17 protein-coding genes and 1 riboswitch are annotated in these 14,535 nt (G+C 46.5%); of the genes, 4 read left to right on the top strand and 13 right to left on the bottom strand.

The window, feature by feature from the left end; translation table 11 throughout:
* Positions 1–12: 12 nt before the first annotated feature.
* Positions 13–774, bottom strand: coding sequence for a zinc ribbon domain-containing protein (locus FYJ59_RS02580; protein WP_154495134.1), 762 nt, complete (start codon positions 772–774; stop codon positions 13–15).
* A gap of 102 nt (positions 775–876) precedes the next feature.
* The gene (locus FYJ59_RS02575) at positions 877–2,232 is read right to left on the bottom strand and encodes an SPFH domain-containing protein (RefSeq protein WP_022154915.1); all 1,356 of its coding nucleotides are present in this window, start codon (positions 2,230–2,232) and stop codon (positions 877–879) included.
* Positions 2,233–2,423: 191 nt separating this feature from the next.
* Here FYJ59_RS02575 and FYJ59_RS02570 point away from each other — a divergent pair, with 191 nt between their 5' ends.
* Positions 2,424–2,921 carry a helix-turn-helix domain-containing protein gene (locus FYJ59_RS02570; RefSeq protein ID WP_154495133.1) on the top strand — a complete coding sequence of 166 codons (498 nt, stop codon included), beginning with the start codon at positions 2,424–2,426 and terminating at the stop codon, positions 2,919–2,921.
* A gap of 47 nt (positions 2,922–2,968) precedes the next feature.
* Here FYJ59_RS02570 and FYJ59_RS02565 read toward each other — a convergent pair whose 3' ends face one another.
* From FYJ59_RS02565 to FYJ59_RS02550, 4 genes are all read right to left on the bottom strand, one after another.
* Positions 2,969–3,982 carry an ABC transporter substrate-binding protein gene (locus tag FYJ59_RS02565; RefSeq protein WP_154495132.1) on the bottom strand — a complete coding sequence of 338 codons (1,014 nt, stop codon included), beginning with the start codon at positions 3,980–3,982 and terminating at the stop codon, positions 2,969–2,971.
* Between the two features lie 67 nt (positions 3,983–4,049).
* Positions 4,050–4,469: an HIT family protein gene (locus FYJ59_RS02560; RefSeq protein WP_154495131.1), complete on the bottom strand. Its 420-nt coding sequence runs from the start codon at positions 4,467–4,469 to the stop codon at positions 4,050–4,052.
* Between the two features lie 78 nt (positions 4,470–4,547).
* Complete coding sequence (locus tag FYJ59_RS02555; protein WP_154495130.1) at positions 4,548–5,306, bottom strand: phosphatase; 759 nt, start codon at positions 5,304–5,306, stop codon at positions 4,548–4,550.
* A 35-nt stretch (positions 5,307–5,341) separates the two neighbouring features.
* Entirely contained in the window at positions 5,342–5,983 is a 642-nt protein-coding gene (locus FYJ59_RS02550; protein ID WP_154495129.1) for a DUF1836 domain-containing protein, read from the bottom strand.
* A 349-nt stretch (positions 5,984–6,332) separates the two neighbouring features.
* Between FYJ59_RS02550 and FYJ59_RS02545 the strand changes: the two genes are divergently transcribed.
* Positions 6,333–6,635 carry a YerC/YecD family TrpR-related protein gene (locus FYJ59_RS02545; protein ID WP_022154909.1) on the top strand — a complete coding sequence of 101 codons (303 nt, stop codon included), beginning with the start codon at positions 6,333–6,335 and terminating at the stop codon, positions 6,633–6,635.
* 24 nt (positions 6,636–6,659) lie between these two features.
* Here the strand turns inward: FYJ59_RS02545 and FYJ59_RS02540 are convergent, their stop codons facing one another.
* Both FYJ59_RS02540 and FYJ59_RS02535 read right to left on the bottom strand, forming a co-directional pair.
* Positions 6,660–7,184, bottom strand: coding sequence for a bactofilin family protein (locus FYJ59_RS02540; RefSeq protein WP_154495128.1), 525 nt, complete (start codon positions 7,182–7,184; stop codon positions 6,660–6,662).
* Between the two features lie 23 nt (positions 7,185–7,207).
* Entirely contained in the window at positions 7,208–7,933 is a 726-nt protein-coding gene (locus tag FYJ59_RS02535; protein WP_154495127.1) for a M23 family metallopeptidase, read from the bottom strand.
* Between the two features lie 253 nt (positions 7,934–8,186).
* Between FYJ59_RS02535 and FYJ59_RS02530 the strand changes: the two genes are divergently transcribed.
* Positions 8,187–8,387 (top strand): cold-shock protein, encoded by a 201-nt coding sequence (locus FYJ59_RS02530; protein WP_022154906.1) that lies wholly within the window; start codon positions 8,187–8,189, stop codon positions 8,385–8,387.
* A 64-nt stretch (positions 8,388–8,451) separates the two neighbouring features.
* Here FYJ59_RS02530 and hisA read toward each other — a convergent pair whose 3' ends face one another.
* Entirely contained in the window at positions 8,452–9,234 is a 783-nt protein-coding gene (hisA, locus tag FYJ59_RS02525; RefSeq protein ID WP_154495126.1) for a phosphoribosylformimino-5-aminoimidazole carboxamide ribotide isomerase, read from the bottom strand.
* A gap of 152 nt (positions 9,235–9,386) precedes the next feature.
* On the opposite strand from hisA, the gene FYJ59_RS02520 reads away from it, so the two are divergent.
* Positions 9,387–9,770: a hypothetical protein gene (locus FYJ59_RS02520; protein ID WP_154495125.1), complete on the top strand. Its 384-nt coding sequence runs from the start codon at positions 9,387–9,389 to the stop codon at positions 9,768–9,770.
* 1 nt (position 9,771) lies between these two features.
* Here the strand turns inward: FYJ59_RS02520 and FYJ59_RS02515 are convergent, their stop codons facing one another.
* From FYJ59_RS02515 to FYJ59_RS02500, 4 genes are all read right to left on the bottom strand, one after another.
* Positions 9,772–11,724, bottom strand: a complete 1,953-nt coding sequence (locus tag FYJ59_RS02515) for a fructose-1,6-bisphosphatase (protein ID WP_154495124.1) — start codon at positions 11,722–11,724, stop codon at positions 9,772–9,774.
* Between the two features lie 230 nt (positions 11,725–11,954).
* Positions 11,955–12,719, bottom strand: a complete 765-nt coding sequence (dapB, locus tag FYJ59_RS02510) for a 4-hydroxy-tetrahydrodipicolinate reductase (RefSeq protein WP_154495123.1) — start codon at positions 12,717–12,719, stop codon at positions 11,955–11,957.
* A gap of 104 nt (positions 12,720–12,823) precedes the next feature.
* On the bottom strand, positions 12,824–13,708 hold the full coding sequence (gene dapA / locus FYJ59_RS02505) for a 4-hydroxy-tetrahydrodipicolinate synthase (protein ID WP_118692024.1): 885 nt from the start codon (positions 13,706–13,708) through the stop codon (positions 12,824–12,826).
* 59 nt (positions 13,709–13,767) lie between these two features.
* Positions 13,768–13,945: riboswitch (Lysine riboswitch) on the bottom strand.
* A 36-nt stretch (positions 13,946–13,981) separates the two neighbouring features.
* Positions 13,982–14,479, bottom strand: a complete 498-nt coding sequence (locus FYJ59_RS02500; protein WP_118547414.1) for a cob(I)yrinic acid a,c-diamide adenosyltransferase — start codon at positions 14,477–14,479, stop codon at positions 13,982–13,984.
* Positions 14,480–14,535 lie beyond the last annotated feature (56 nt).

The following is a 14,535-nucleotide window of genomic DNA, read 5'->3' as shown; positions in this document are numbered from 1 at the left end:
TCTCAGCCTTCTCTATGCTTCTTCCACTCTGCTGAAATTCCAGATCCGCAGATTATATTCCACAATAGGTGTATCACAATAAATGCACTTTTTTGCCCCAAGTCCGGGAAGCGGTGCACCACAATTGGGACAATTCAGGGCCAGACCTGCATCCTCCTGGTTCTCGACCATATCCTGATCCTGGATATAGACCAGTTCCACATTGTATTTTGCCTGTTCTTTCCGTTCTTCACTGCCCCCGATAAGCTTACCGTTTTCTTTCAACGCATGGATATATTCTACGGCTGACTGCAGGACAATACTCTGTCTTCCCTTCTGCTTCCGGTACTGATGTATCTCTGTTCTGTGAATATGTATATTTTCAAAGCTCTCCCTCTGTGACTGGTTCTGTAGCATCTCCAGCCGCAGTCTGAGCTGTTCTTTCAATTCTTTCGTTCCCTCCGACAAAAGTGCCGGATTCTGTCCGGTAATACTTTGTAAATAAGAGGTCAGCACGTTCTCCGCTCTGCTCTTCATCTCATCATAATGGAACTCGGGAAAATCTCTCATAATAGAAGGCATATACAGATTTGTCGCGGAGGATACGGACTTCGGTGTCATCTCCACTTCCGCTTCTCTCTGCTTCATGCCCTCGATCATGGAATCTGTACCGAATAGCATTCTGGAGGTATCCCGTAATTTTTCACGGATCCTGCAATAAGCATAATAAATGATCCCTGCCAGTACCAGACACAATACCAGTATAACAATAATAGCGATCAGACTTCCGTTCATTTATATTTCTCTTTCTTTTTCATTCATAACAGTTCAGTACAGCAGATATCATAAAGGTATCTGCTGTACTGTTTCCGGTAAATATATTCTGACGAGTATGTATTATACTCTGTCGTTGTCATCAAAGGGATCGCCGCACTCCGGGCAGAACTTAGGAGGATGTGCAGGATCTTCCGGCTCCCAGCCGCATTTATCACATTTATAGATCGGTGCTCCTTCCGGCTTCTTTGCTCCGCATTCGGAACAGAACTTGCCCTGATTTACTGCACCACAGCTGCAGGTCCAGCCTGCGTCCGAAGGCTTAGGTGCTCCACACTCAGCGCAGAACTTACCACGGTTATCCGTAGCGCCGCAGCTACAGGTCCAGCCAAGTACCGGTGCCTGCATCTTAGGAGCCTGCCCCTGCGCGGGTGCTGCCTGTGCCTGCTGCATACCACTGTTCTGCTGGGCATCCATCTGATACAGCTGTCCGGCATTGATACCGCCTACCATGTTCGCCATGTTCATGCCTGCAAATGCCATCATGGGACCGGTAGAGGTGTTGGATGCTGCCATCTTCATAGCCTCTGCCTGTGCAGCGGTCATGGTAGCTGCTGCCATTCCGGTATTGCGCAGTACTGCGGTTCTCTGCAGATCTGCGATGGTCTTTGCATCCTCATCAGGGATCTTCGCAGAATTGATATTAATGGTAACGATCTCGATACCACGAAGTTTGGTCCACAGATCGGAAAGCTCTTCCTTCAATGCTTCTGTCAGATCTTCTGTGTGAGCAGGGATCTCACTGGGACGTACGCCCTGTGCAGAAACCTTAGCCAGTGCAGGTTGCAGAGCGGTCAACAATTCTGCCTTCATTTTCGCTACCAGTTCGCTTCTGGTATAGGACTCTGTTACGTTACCGCATACATTTTTATAGAATAACAAAGGATCCACCAGGTGGAAGGAATACTCACCGTTACAACGTAAGGAGGTATCCAGATCCAGTCCGATATTCTGGTCAATTACACGGAACGGAATAGGGCTTGCCGTACCAAAGAGGTTGTTCATGATCTCCTTGATATTGAAGAAGTAGATTCTCTGATCCTTCGCTGCATTACCACCAAAGGTAAAACGTTTTCCGATATTGGAAAAAGTATTCTTAACGCTCTCGCCAAGATTGCCGTAGAACAAGCTGGGTTCTGTGGAAGAATCATATACGAACTCACCGGCATCCGCACAGAACTCTACGATTCCGCCCTGATCCACAATGATCATACACTGTCCTTCGTTAACTGCTACGATGGAACCGTTGGAGATAATGTTCTCCACACCCTTGGTGTTGCTGTTACGTCCATTGGTTACTCGCTGCTGTCCTTTTACTACCAATACATCGTTGGAAAGAGAATCACAGTAGAAATACTCTCTCCACTGGTCAGCCATCATGCTGCTGACTGCATCTTTTGCTGCTCTGATTAAACCCATTACCGCACCTCCATTTTATATATGAAAAATTGATTTTTTCACATCTCTTATATTTTAGCAAATTTTACACATTCCCTCAACTGCTTTTCGTAAAATATCGTCATTTTTCCTTTACAATGTGTCTTTTTTCTACTAAACTGTGATATTAGAGATGTTTGATTACACTATACTATAAAAGGATTAAAAGAAATATGGGTAAAAAAGCTACAAAAGCCGCTGATAATATGTACTATCTCGCACGATGCGAAGCTGCCAAGGAAAATCCGGACTTCAGCAGCCGGGAAAAGGCCGCTGAACTGGTAGGCATCGACCGCACCAGACTGGCAAGGATCGAACTGGATACCATCGCCCCTTATCCGGAGGAAGTCAAGGCTATGGCAGAGGCATATAATACCCCGGAGCTGTGCAATTCCTACTGTGCCAGAGAATGCCCCATGGGGCGCAACAATGTATCAGAGGTTGACATTGTAGACTTTGACCGACTGGCGCTGAAAGTACTGGGATCCTTGAAAGATATCGACACGCTTCGTGCGTCCCTGATCGCTATCTCCGAAGACGGCGTGATCTCTGAGAATGAGCGTCCGGCATTTCAGGATATTCTGGATTCCCTGGAGAAGATCAGTACCAATGCCAAGGCATTAAAGCTCTGGGCCATTAAAAATATACACATTCAGGAGGAGGATGTCTGATCCTCCTCCTTTTTTAAACTATTTTTATAACACTCTCTTCGTTTTCCTTATTTTGCCGCCGCTTTCTCAGCAAATTCTGTGGTCACCAGTTTTTCATAGGGCACTCTCTCTTTCAGTACATCAGAATCCTCCAGAATATTCTGTAACAGGTCAAAAGCATCTTTGTGGAAGATCAGATCTTTTTTCCAGGTATCCTGCTCCTGATATCTGGCCACAATGGCTGTCAGCGTATCACTCCCGGTCTCTGCGAACTGGGGTGCAATACATTTGGCGATTTCTTCCGCACTGTGCTCCTGCACATAATCCATACCTTTTTGCAGGGCATCGGTAAATGCCTGGATCGTCTCCGCATTTTTCTCTATATAACTCTTCCTGGCAGAAAAAGAAGTATACGGTACATAGCCGGATTCCTCGCCTAAAGATGCCACCACATAGCCGTCGCCCTTCTGCTCTAACAGCGTAGCATGCGGCTCGAACTCAATGGTAAAGTCTCCCTGCCCGCCGGAAAAAGCTGCTGCCGTGGAACCGAAGTCAATGCTTTGGTCGATGGACAGATCCGTTGTCGGATCCATATTATTTTTCTCCAGGATATATTCAAATACCATCTCCGGCATACCGCCAGCTCTACCACCTAAGACTGTAGCACCCTTTAACATATCCCACGAAAAGTCATCGATAGGTTCTCTCGCCACCAGGAAATTTCCTGCCCGCTGGGTCAACTGGGCAAAGTTCACCACATAGTCTTCCGTTCCTCCGGCATAGGTGTAAATCGTGCTCTCACTGCCCATGAAGCCGATGTCCGCCTCACCGGTCAGAACCGCTGTCATAGTCTTATCCGCGCCAAATCCCGTTACGAGCTCCAGGTCGATCCCGGCATCGGCAAAATATTCTTCCTCGATAGCCACATACATCGGTGCATAAAAAAGAGAGTGGGCCACTTCATTGAGCACCACTCTTGTCTTCTTTGGTCCGTTCGTCTGTTCTGCATTGCCGCAGCCCGTAAGTCCACCTGCCGCAAGCAGTACAGCCAATACCGCTGCCATTACTTTCTTTGTTTTCATAATCGTTCATCCTCCCTGAGATTACATATCTATTCTATGTAATCCCAGGGAAAATGTTCCGGAATATTTACAGGTTCGCCTTGATCCTGTCGATCATCTCCTGATATTCTACATCCGTCAAAAAGGTCTTGCCGGGATTCATCTCGAAAGTGCCGCCCCACTCGAAACCGTCCTTGTACTTCGGGCACAGGTGCATGTGCAGATGGCAGCCGGTGTCTCCGTATGCTCCGTAATTTAACTTATCTGGATGGAATGCTGCATGGATGGCTTTCGCTGCATGCGCCACATCCTCAAAAAATAATCTTCTCTCTTCCTCGCTGATGTCCACGATCTCACTGACATGGTCCTTGTATGCTACGATGCATCTGCCGGGATGGCTCTGTTCCTTGAACAGGATCAGGCTGCTCACCTTCAGGTCACAGATGAAAATACCGAACTTATCTAACAGTTCCCCTCTCATACAATATCCACAATTTGCGTCTTTCATTTGTTCTCCTATCTGCCCGCTTGCGGGGCGTGCCTTCTCCGGCTGTATTCTTATTCCGGTAACACCGGGTGGTATCAGCTACAGTGTGATGTTGATCAGCTTATGAATATTCTCCGGGGCGTAATTCAACACCAGCTCCGTAGGGAAATCCAGTTCCCTCATCAGCTGTTCGGTCTCGACAAATTTTCCTATGGCAAAACACATATGGCTGTCCGTTCCCATTATAACAGGCTGTTCATATTTCATGCAAGTCTTTAACAATTCTATGATATTTTCCCTACCGCCCTGTCTTGACGACCGGGGATTTAGAGAAGAATTGTTCACTTCCAATGCAACGTGCGCCTGCTTTGCTTCCCGCACCAGTTCCTCGTAATCTAAAGGGAATCTGCCGTCATCGGGATGTCCCAGTATTTTCACATAAGGGTTCTGAAATGCTCTCACGGAAGCTAACGTATTCTCCTTACGACTTCCCGCAGTAAAAGCAAAAGGATGAATGCTGGCAAGCGCATAATCCATCTTCTGCAGATAACGTTCCTCCAGATCCAGCTTACCGTCCGTGTCACAGATATTGGCTTCCACACCACACAAAAGATGGAGCCTTCCACCTGTCACCGGTACCACTCTGCCGCTAACCTCTTCTCTGTCATACTCTCTGGGAATCACTTTATAATTGCTAAAAAAGAACTCATGCGGTCCTCCGGGAGATGCGGGACCATGTTCACTCATTCCCAGGTATCTGATCCCGACTGCCAGTGCAGCGTCAATATTTTCTAATAAAGTACTATACGCATGCCCTGCTGCCAGAGAATGCGTATGAAGATCCATAAATGCTTTCATAAAATTTTTCCTGTTTCTGATTTTGCTACTTATTTTTATTTCTCTTTATTTTTCTTGTGAGTTTCCTTTTCGGGCTCCCTGGCTTTCGCATCGTTTGCCAGTTCCGCTACAAGCTGTTCCACGATCATTTTCTTCATGTAGACATCAAAACTTAAGAGACAGATCAAGGCAAATTTCTGTAAGAATTCTCGTTCTTCTCCGGAGGTCTCCGTAAAGGAATTCTCTGCTCTGCGGAATTTGTCCACTACGTCTTTTTTTAAGTCCTCCAGCTGTTCCTTTTCCAAAGATACGACTTCTTTATATAAGCTTTCCAGGTCAAATGCCTGTCCATTTTGAAAATAATGATCGGTGATCGGCTGCAACAGAGTCTGAATCTCATTCATGGGAATCACGCCCTTATAGTAATAGATGAAAATGAGCAACAGTACATGTTCCTTAGAATATTTCTTCTTCACCGGAGGAGGAAGCAGATCGTTTTTTGCATAATTGTTGATCATGGTCTTGGTCAGGACGCGGTCCTCGGTCTGCGGGCGTACTGCCGAACGCAGCTTGCGGTCCATAAAAGTCAGCACCTGATCCATATACAGATCAATATTCGGAATGTCTTCTGATTTGATATATTCCACTTTCTCCAGGCTCTGCAAAATCGTCTGAAGTAATTCTTCTGTTGTTGCCATACTAATCTCCATTCCGCAGACGATTCCTTTCGTCGGAGGAATCGCGAATCAAATTTCTAATTTGGATTCTGCGATAAGGGCTACTTTGTGACGCCTGCGGCACAAATAGCCGTGCTTCGCACTCTGCTGTCTGCTTCGCAGCTACTTGTTTTCTCTATGTGGCTATTATATAGTATCCAAAACTACATGTCAACACTTCCATCTTTTCTACATTCTCATTTTCTACATTCTTTGAAATTATGAAGATTTTATAACTATTTTGTTTCACGCCTTTACTTTAAAACTTTAGTATGCTAAAATACAGATAGTTGCGTTGTACGGATTACAACTATGGAAAGGTGTGTCGATCATGAATAAAAAAATCAAAACGGATGCTGTGGATTCTCTGTTTGATGCAGTATTGTGTCTGCAGTCCCGGGAGGAATGTTACAGTTTCTTCGAAGATCTGTGTACAGTCAATGAATTATTGTCTCTGTCCCAGCGTTTTGAAGTAGCTGCCATGTTGAAAGATGGCAAGACTTATCTGGAAATCGCCGAGAAAACCGGAGCCTCCACTGCTACCATCAGCAGAGTGAATCGTTCTCTGAATTATGGCAATGACGGTTATGAACTGGTATTCGGACGTATGGAGAAAAAAGACGTTGGCAAGTAATCCCCAACGTCTTTTTCTTTTATCTTATTTTGTTGTTTCTTCTGCCGCCGTATTTTGCGTCTGTTCCGGCGCTGCTGTATTTTCCTGATTTTCTCTCTTTTCTTCCTCTTCCACTTCTTTCAGTGCTTCTGCAATTGCAGCCTTTGCACTCTTACGTCCCACACGCGTCGCTTTGGCCGCTTTCGCTTTTTCCTTTTTATCCGGTACCGTCTGGTTCATATCGATCTTACCCTGAAATATGGCATGTTCATCAATCACAATGACCTTGGTGGCGATATCTCCCAGTACCTTTGCAGAAGCCGTCAGTTCTGCCTTCTCCGGAGCCGTAATATTTCCGGTCACTTCTCCGCCGATCAGTACGGAGGCCGCCTGTACTTCTCCGGTGACCACACTGCCGGCACCAAGAATCAGACTGCCCGTTACCGTTACATTGCCGCCGATCTTACCGTCAATTCTTGCAGATCCATCCAGCGTAAAATCACCGTTCAATTCCGCACCGGCACCGATCAGTGTATTCATTTTTGTATCTGTACTCTTTTTACCTAACATGTATTTTCCAAACCTTTCCGCAATCAGCCGCTGATTGCCAACATATCCATAGGATTGATATAACTTCCGTCCTTCTGCATCTGGTAACCCAGATCCGCATTGTCTTCTCCTATCACAAACAGAGTCGTCCCCTGCACCACGGAATCTCCGACAGCTACTGTGGCATCTCCCTTATTCCGATAGATTGTGATATATCCGTTACCATGATCCACCCACACACTGTGTCCATAGGTCTCATCATCATTCACTGCCATTACCGTACCGCTTGCTGCAGCAACCACCGTAGTGCCTACCGATGCATGGAAAATGCACATAGGCTCACCCTCCGTTACTTCTTCCATAGATGCCGAACCGGTCAGCGGGAATTCCGTAGGAAGACTCTGCTTCTCCAGAGTCGCCGACAACTCGTTCTCACTCTGCACCTTCTGGCTTACGGTATCACTAAGTATCTGGATTTCTTCCGCCTGTTCCGTTACCTTAGCTTCCAACTTGCTGTTCTGCTCCGCCAGTGTCTTGTTTTCCTCTTCCAGGGCTACCACCTGTTCATGGCTTCGTCTGCCGGCATTTTCCCATAATTGACCTTCATAGATAAAATAGCCTATCACTCCGCCAATGAGTATACACAGCATAATTACAATTACTTCCGCGAGCCATGCCCGTATCCGAAACTGCTTTACATTTGCATCTGCTGCATCGGATGTAAGGATCAGCACATGGTTCAGTTTCCGCTTATGTTTACGTTCTTTCATAGAGTCACCTCCAATAAATATCACTCCATTTTATCATATGAAATCCCTTACAGCAATCATTTCTTAACAATTTTGTAATAAATTCCCAATATTTTCTTTCATTTATCTCTATTTATAAGGGAATTCCCTGTATTTTTTGTGCAAATTCAATAATACTATATTTACTTTTTATATGGGCTGTGCTATTCTTATGCTGTTGTCGGGAAGATCGACAGCACAGCTGTTAGAAAAGTGATTTTTGGAGGTATGTATTATGAACAAAGGTACCGTAAAGTGGTTTAACAATCAGAAGGGTTATGGCTTCATCTCTGATGAATCCGGCAAGGATGTATTCGTACATTACAGCGGACTGAACATGGATGGTTACAAGACTCTGGAGGAAGGCGCAGCCGTTTCTTTCGATATCGTAGATGGTGAAAAGGGTCCCCAGGCTGTTAACGTAACCAAGCTTTAATTTTATAAAACTACAGCGTACAAAATGCCGCAGACATTATTTGCCTGCGGCATTTTTATATTCATTAAGCTTCCTCGCTGCATATCTTCAGTACGTCTTCCCATTTCATACTGCCTCCGAACAGGTCAAGTGCACTTCCGATGGTCACATTCATCCGGTTTCGTCCCAATTCCTTCAGAAGGAGCAGATCTTCCATGGAATGGACACCACCCGCATATGTGACGGGATTCCCGGTGTAACCTCCGAGGTTCTTTACCAGATCCTGTTCGATCCCCCGGACCTTCCCTTCCACATCTACCGCATGGATCAGAAATTCCCCGCAATATGCTGACAGCTTTTCCAGCAGCGCCTCATTCACGATCTCTTCCGTCAGCTTCTGCCAGCGGTCTGTCACTACGAGATACTTTTCTCCCACACGCTTACAACTGACATCCAGCACCAGCCGTTCTCTACCCACCGCGTATACCAGTCGTTCCAGTCTGTCATAATCGATCCTGCCCTCTCTGAATACATAGGAAGTCACGATCACATGAGAAGCTCCGGCATTCAGATAATCTCCGGCATTTTCCGGAGTGATACCGCCTCCCACCTGCAATCCTCCCGGATACGCCTGTAAAGCTGCCAATGCCTGTTTTCTGGTCTCCTCATAGTAGGGACTGTCATAGGAATTTAACAGAATAATATGACCACCTTTTAACTTATTTTTTTGATAAAGTGCTGCGTAAAAGGCTGCATCCTGCTCCGACACAAAATTTTCCTGTGCCTGATCGCCGCTGTCTTTCAGACTTCCGCCGACGATCTGTTTTACTTTTCCATTATGAATATCAATACAGGGACGAAATTCCATTTATTTCCTCATTTCTGCAGACGCCTCTGCATCTGTCTGTTTTGGAATTCATACGTATATTTTTTCCAAATCCTCACATACTACCCTTAAACCGGTCATTTCTGTCCGGATAGAATATACCCGCAATGGGACATTTTGAAATGGAGGACATTATGAAAAATAGCGCAAAATCCAAGTTAAGTAAAAAGTTACTGGTGTTTGGAATCCTTACTGTTTACCTGTGCATGGCAACAGCCTGCGGTACAAACAAAGGAAACGGCAACGGAAATGGCAGCAGCATGGCTGCCACTCCGGAGAGTACGGTTACACCGTCCGTGGAGAAGGGCACCTCTGCCACAGACAACATGGGTGATACCAATGGCAACGGCAATACGGTATCCGAGAATGATTCCATGCTGGATAACGCCGGCAATGCGGTAGATGAAGCCGGTGATACGGTAGGCAATATTGTGGATGATGCTGCAAACGGTATATCCGATATCACGAACGATCTGGTAGGCAATGATAACGCTACCACCGGAACCGATCAGCGATAACTCAGACTTCTTCCATGATCGTACCTTCCCGGTAAGCTTCCAGGAGTTCTTCCAGATAGAAGATATTCTCCTGGATCTCCTTACCGGTATCGGTATCCGCCACCATTTTTCTCCGGGGAAAATTCTCCACTACAATGGAATCCGAGAAAATATCTGACTCCTTTAAAATAGCCGCTTCTGTAGATTCAAAAGGTTCATGGGCCACCAGACGCATTCCCCGGGAATTGCATACCAGGGTATATCCGGCGATTCCCGTCTTTTTCTGATAGGCCTTGGAAAATCCCCCATCAATGATCAACAGCTTTCCTCCGCATTTGATGGGTGACTCTCCGTGAATCTGCTCTACGGGAACATGGCCGTTCACGATGTGTGCATCCGCCTTGTCCAGGCCGAACTCTTCCAGAATACTGCCTATGACTTCCTCATTCTCCAACAGCTTATAATAACTGTTTTTTTCTTCTATGTGTGTTTCCTTATCCTCCAGAAAATAACGTTCGAAAGTAGCCATTTTGGCCTTGCCGAATACCGGGGAGCCGGGGCCTGCCCAAATATACCAGATCATATCCTGTCCTAACGCACGTTCCTTAGCATCCTTGGCGTAATAACCTCTTCTGGCATGGTATTCCAAAATATCATACAGCGCTTTCCCGGAATATTCTTTTCCGCAGATTTCCACCTGTTTGAAGCTTCCGTCCGGATTCAGAGGCACGCAACCATGATATAACAGATTTCCATTGTAGATCTTATACATTCCGCCTTTGGAATAGAGGAATTTTACATGTCTCTGTAATTTTTCACAGCGCATGAACACCTGCTGCAAACGCAGCATGACCTTGCTCTCTTCCTCGGTGAGTTCATAGGGGTGTTCCGGATCCAACGTAGGGAAATCCACATCCTTCATAGGATAGGTTTTTCCATCCACGCAGACCGTCTTTTTCTGAAAATCTATTTTATCCAGCAGCATCCGACTCTCCATGTGGAATTCCGGGTGCCGCATGATCAGCTGTCCTTCCAGTTTGAACTGTAGAATGGCAATGGCTTTATGCATTTTCGTATCCAGTCCCAGATCTTTGGTGTTATAATCTGTATTGAATTTTATGGCAAATGCATCACAGTCAGTATTTTCATAGGTTTCCAGTGCAAAGGTGGCCAGTGGAAGCAGGTTAATGCCGTAGCCATCCTCCAGGGTTGCCAGGTTGCCATATCTGGCAGACATCCGTATCACATTGGCGATACAGGCCAGGCTTCCGGCCGCTGCACCCATCCACACCATGTCATGGTTCCCCCACTGTACATCTACAGAATGGTATTGGCATAGTGTATCCATAATAATATGAGGCCCGGGGCCTCTGTCGTAAATATCTCCCACAATATGCAGATGATCAATGACCAGTCGCTGGATCAGATGGCTTAATGCGATGATAAATTGCGGTGCCCTGCCGATCCGGATGATGGTATGGATGATCTCATTATAGTATGCTTCTTTATCCTGAATTTCTTCCTTTTCCGTAATCAGTTCTTCGATGACATAGGCGAAATCCTTCGGCAATGCTTTTCTGACCTTGGACCTTGTATATTTTGAAGAGACACGCTTAATGACCTGTACCAGCCGGTGCAGGGATATTTTGTACCAGTCTTCCAGATTGTCCTCTTCTCTCTCAACGATCTCCAGCTTGCTCTCCGGATAATAAATGAGAGTGGCCAGACTTTTTTTATCCTTACTGCTGATGGTATTGCCGAATTCCTCGTCGATCTTACGGCGCACGGAACCGGATCCATTCTTTAAGACGTGATTGAACTGCTCGTATTCGCCGTGGATGTCAGTGAGGAAGTGTTCGGTTCCTTTGGGGAGGTTCAGGATGGACTGGAGGTTGATGATCTCCGTGGAGGCTGCCGCTTGTGTTTTATATTGGTGTGAGAGGGTCTTTAGAACCTTCTGTTCCATTTCGTTCATGAAGTTCGCCTTTCTCTGTCCCCTACGCAGCTTCGCCTGAGTATAAGAAACGCGGCACGCTCGTACTTTAGTACGATGCGCTCATGTCGCAGAGCGTAGCGGTACATAAGCGAGGATAGTACCCTCGTAATGCGTCCCTTGGGACGCTATGGTACCGACGTCTGCTTACGGCCTGCTTATTCTTACACTCAGTCAAGCTGCTGGTTTATTGAAAATTCCATAAAAATATATTACATTGCTGCATCGATCACTTTGGACATGTTGTACATGCCGGCGGGTTTGCCTGCCAGGAATTTGGCAGCCTGTACGGCACCTTTGCCGAATACAGCTTTGGAGTAGGCGGTATGGGAGAAGGTTACGACTTCGTCTGCTCCGGCGAAGATGACGTCATGGTCGCCGACGATGGTGCCACCTCTGACGGCACTGATACCGATCTCTTTCTTGGGTCTGCGTTCTCTGCGTGTACTGCGGTCGTAGACGTATTCGTATTCGTTATCGAATTCTTCGTTAATGGAGTCCGCCAGTGCCAGTGCGGTGCCACTGGGAGCGTCTAGTTTCAGGTTATGATGTTTTTCTACGATCTCAATATCAAATCCCGCAGGTGCCAACACTCCAGCTGCTTCTTTTAACAGCTTTAACATCAGGTTGATACCCAGGGACATATTGGCGGATTTTAAGATGGCCACCTTTTTCGCTGTTTCGTCTACTTTCGCCAGCTGTGCCTCGGACAGGCCGGTGGTGCACAGCACGCAGGGGATTTTCTTCTCTACGCAGTAATTTAACAACTTGTCTACTGCTACTGCCGCAGAGAAATCAATGATGCAATCTGCAGCCACATCGCATTTTGCAATATCCGTGAATACAGGGTAAGGATTGTGTCCATCGTCTCTGGCATCGATTCCCGCCACCAGTTCCATATCGGGATCTGCCGTGATCAGTCCGCTGATCACCTGTCCCATTTTTCCGTTACATCCATGCATGATTACTTTTACCATTTTGTTCTCTCCTATCTTAATATTCTTATATATTTAAAAACATCCCGCCTATGATAAAAATTTCACAGGCGGGATTCTTCCACTCTTGCTTTTTAATTTCCAGCCTACAGGATACCATAATCCTTCAGGGCTTTTTCAAGCCTCTTGGCATTTGCCTCATCCATTTCGCACAGAGGCATACGGAACGCTCCTGCTCCCATTCCCATCATATTCAGTGCTGTCTTCACCGGGATCGGGTTCACTTCGCAGAACAGTGCATTGCACAGATCCATAGCATCCAGCTGCATCTGACGGCTGCCTGCCACATCTCCGTCGAAGAACTTCTGGCAGATCTCGTGAGTCTGTGTAGGTGCTACATTGGAAAGCACGGAGATAACTCCGATACCGCCCAGAGACAGGATAGGTACGATCTGGTCATCATTGCCGGAATAGATATCCACGACGCCCTGACCGATAGCTGCCAGATGTGCGATCTGGCTGATATTGCCGCTGGCTTCCTTGACGCCTACGATGTTCTCTACATCCTTACACAGCTTCACCACAGTCTCCGGCAGGATATTGCAGCCGGTGCGGCTGGGCACGTTGTACAGAATAGCAGGAACCTTCACGGAATCCGCAACGGTCTTGAAGTGACGATACAATCCCTTCTGGGTTGCTTTATTGTAATAGGGGCTTACCAGCAGGATGCCGTCCACACCGTATTTTTCCGCTTCCTGGGACAGATATACTGCGGTATCGGTACAATTAGAACCTGTACCGGCCACTACGGGGATTCTCTTCGCTACTTTGTCTACACAGTATTTGATGGTATCCAGATGTTCCTCATGGGTCAACGTTGAGGATTCTCCTGTAGTACCGCATACGATAATGGCATCTGTGCCGTTTGCGATCTGGAATTCGATCAGTTCACCGAATTTCTCATAGTTGACAGATCCGTCTTCGTTCATGGGTGTGACGATTGCCACGCCTGCTCCTTTAAAAATAGCCATATGTTTCCTCCATTTGCAAAACGCCAGCGCACAATGGCGCCGGCGCTGATTATCCAAGCTTATTTGATAGCGCCCCATCTGCTTACGAGATGACAGTCATACGCTTCTTAAACGTATGCCCAAGATAACAATATACAGGATACCTTATCTTTCGGCGTGTTCCCCTTTCTTCTTCCCTCAACGGTACCTGTTACCTCCGAAAAAATACTCTTGAAAAACGCAACCTCTATCTTCTAAAATATAATTTTATGATAGCATTAACCCATGTGACTGTCAATCCCAGACCTTGAATTTTACGGTCTCGATCTTGGATACCTCATCTGCCAGAACGCATATTTCATCGTTCAAAGTGATTCCTGTCAGGATCACATCCGTATCTCCTCTGCATTCCAACAGTGTCTTCAAAGTATCCACTGTAATGATATCCTTTTCCACCAGTCCCAGCACTTCGTCTAAGATCAGCAGATCGCATTCTCCGGTGGTCAGCACCTTTTTAGCAAAGCCGATTCCGTTACGGATGTTCTGAATCTCCTCCTGCTTCTTCTCCTCAGGCAATTCTGCAAAATTGCTGTCCGATTTTTCGAAACGGAACAATTTGATCTCCGGTTCCATCCTGCGCAGGAAATCCGAATCCTCCAGTCCCTTTCCCTTCAGGAACTGAATGATAACGACTCTCTTCCCCTCTACCGCTGCCTGTACTGCTCTTCCGATCGCTGCCGGTGATTTGCCTCTGCCATCGCCGGTATAAATATAGATGCATCCTTCTGCCATTACACACCTCATGGTCTATCTGCGTTTGCGGCAGATAGCTGTCCGCAGTTGCTAGT

The organism is Waltera intestinalis (genome assembly GCF_009695995.1).
Lineage (GTDB): Bacteria > Bacillota > Clostridia > Lachnospirales > Lachnospiraceae > Acetatifactor > Acetatifactor intestinalis.
This window is presented reverse-complemented; position numbering and strand designations above follow the sequence as displayed.

Bases quoted from the DNA above. Each gene is read 5' to 3' on its own strand.
- FYJ59_RS02540 (WP_154495128.1), bottom strand. From the start codon at position 7,184: ATGTTAGGTAAAAAGAGTACAGATACAAAAATGAATACACTGATCGGT.
- dapA (WP_118692024.1), bottom strand. From the start codon at position 13,708: ATGGCTATTTTTAAAGGAGCAGGCGTGGCAATCGTCACACCCATGAAC.
- FYJ59_RS02535 (WP_154495127.1), bottom strand. From the start codon at position 7,933: ATGAAAGAACGTAAACATAAGCGGAAACTGAACCATGTGCTGATCCTT.
- FYJ59_RS02545 (WP_022154909.1), top strand. From the start codon at position 6,333: ATGAATAAAAAAATCAAAACGGATGCTGTGGATTCTCTGTTTGATGCA.
- FYJ59_RS02560 (WP_154495131.1), bottom strand. From the start codon at position 4,469: ATGAAAGACGCAAATTGTGGATATTGTATGAGAGGGGAACTGTTAGAT.
- FYJ59_RS02570 (WP_154495133.1), top strand. From the start codon at position 2,424: ATGGGTAAAAAAGCTACAAAAGCCGCTGATAATATGTACTATCTCGCA.
- dapB (WP_154495123.1), bottom strand. From the start codon at position 12,719: ATGGTAAAAGTAATCATGCATGGATGTAACGGAAAAATGGGACAGGTG.
- FYJ59_RS02530 (WP_022154906.1), top strand. From the start codon at position 8,187: ATGAACAAAGGTACCGTAAAGTGGTTTAACAATCAGAAGGGTTATGGC.
- FYJ59_RS02575 (WP_022154915.1), bottom strand. From the start codon at position 2,232: ATGGGTTTAATCAGAGCAGCAAAAGATGCAGTCAGCAGCATGATGGCT.
- FYJ59_RS02520 (WP_154495125.1), top strand. From the start codon at position 9,387: ATGAAAAATAGCGCAAAATCCAAGTTAAGTAAAAAGTTACTGGTGTTT.
- FYJ59_RS02515 (WP_154495124.1), bottom strand. From the start codon at position 11,724: ATGAACGAAATGGAACAGAAGGTTCTAAAGACCCTCTCACACCAATAT.
- FYJ59_RS02580 (WP_154495134.1), bottom strand. From the start codon at position 774: ATGAACGGAAGTCTGATCGCTATTATTGTTATACTGGTATTGTGTCTG.
- FYJ59_RS02550 (WP_154495129.1), bottom strand. From the start codon at position 5,983: ATGGCAACAACAGAAGAATTACTTCAGACGATTTTGCAGAGCCTGGAG.
- FYJ59_RS02565 (WP_154495132.1), bottom strand. From the start codon at position 3,982: ATGAAAACAAAGAAAGTAATGGCAGCGGTATTGGCTGTACTGCTTGCG.
- FYJ59_RS02555 (WP_154495130.1), bottom strand. From the start codon at position 5,306: ATGAAAGCATTTATGGATCTTCATACGCATTCTCTGGCAGCAGGGCAT.
- FYJ59_RS02500 (WP_118547414.1), bottom strand. From the start codon at position 14,479: ATGGCAGAAGGATGCATCTATATTTATACCGGCGATGGCAGAGGCAAA.
- hisA (WP_154495126.1), bottom strand. From the start codon at position 9,234: ATGGAATTTCGTCCCTGTATTGATATTCATAATGGAAAAGTAAAACAG.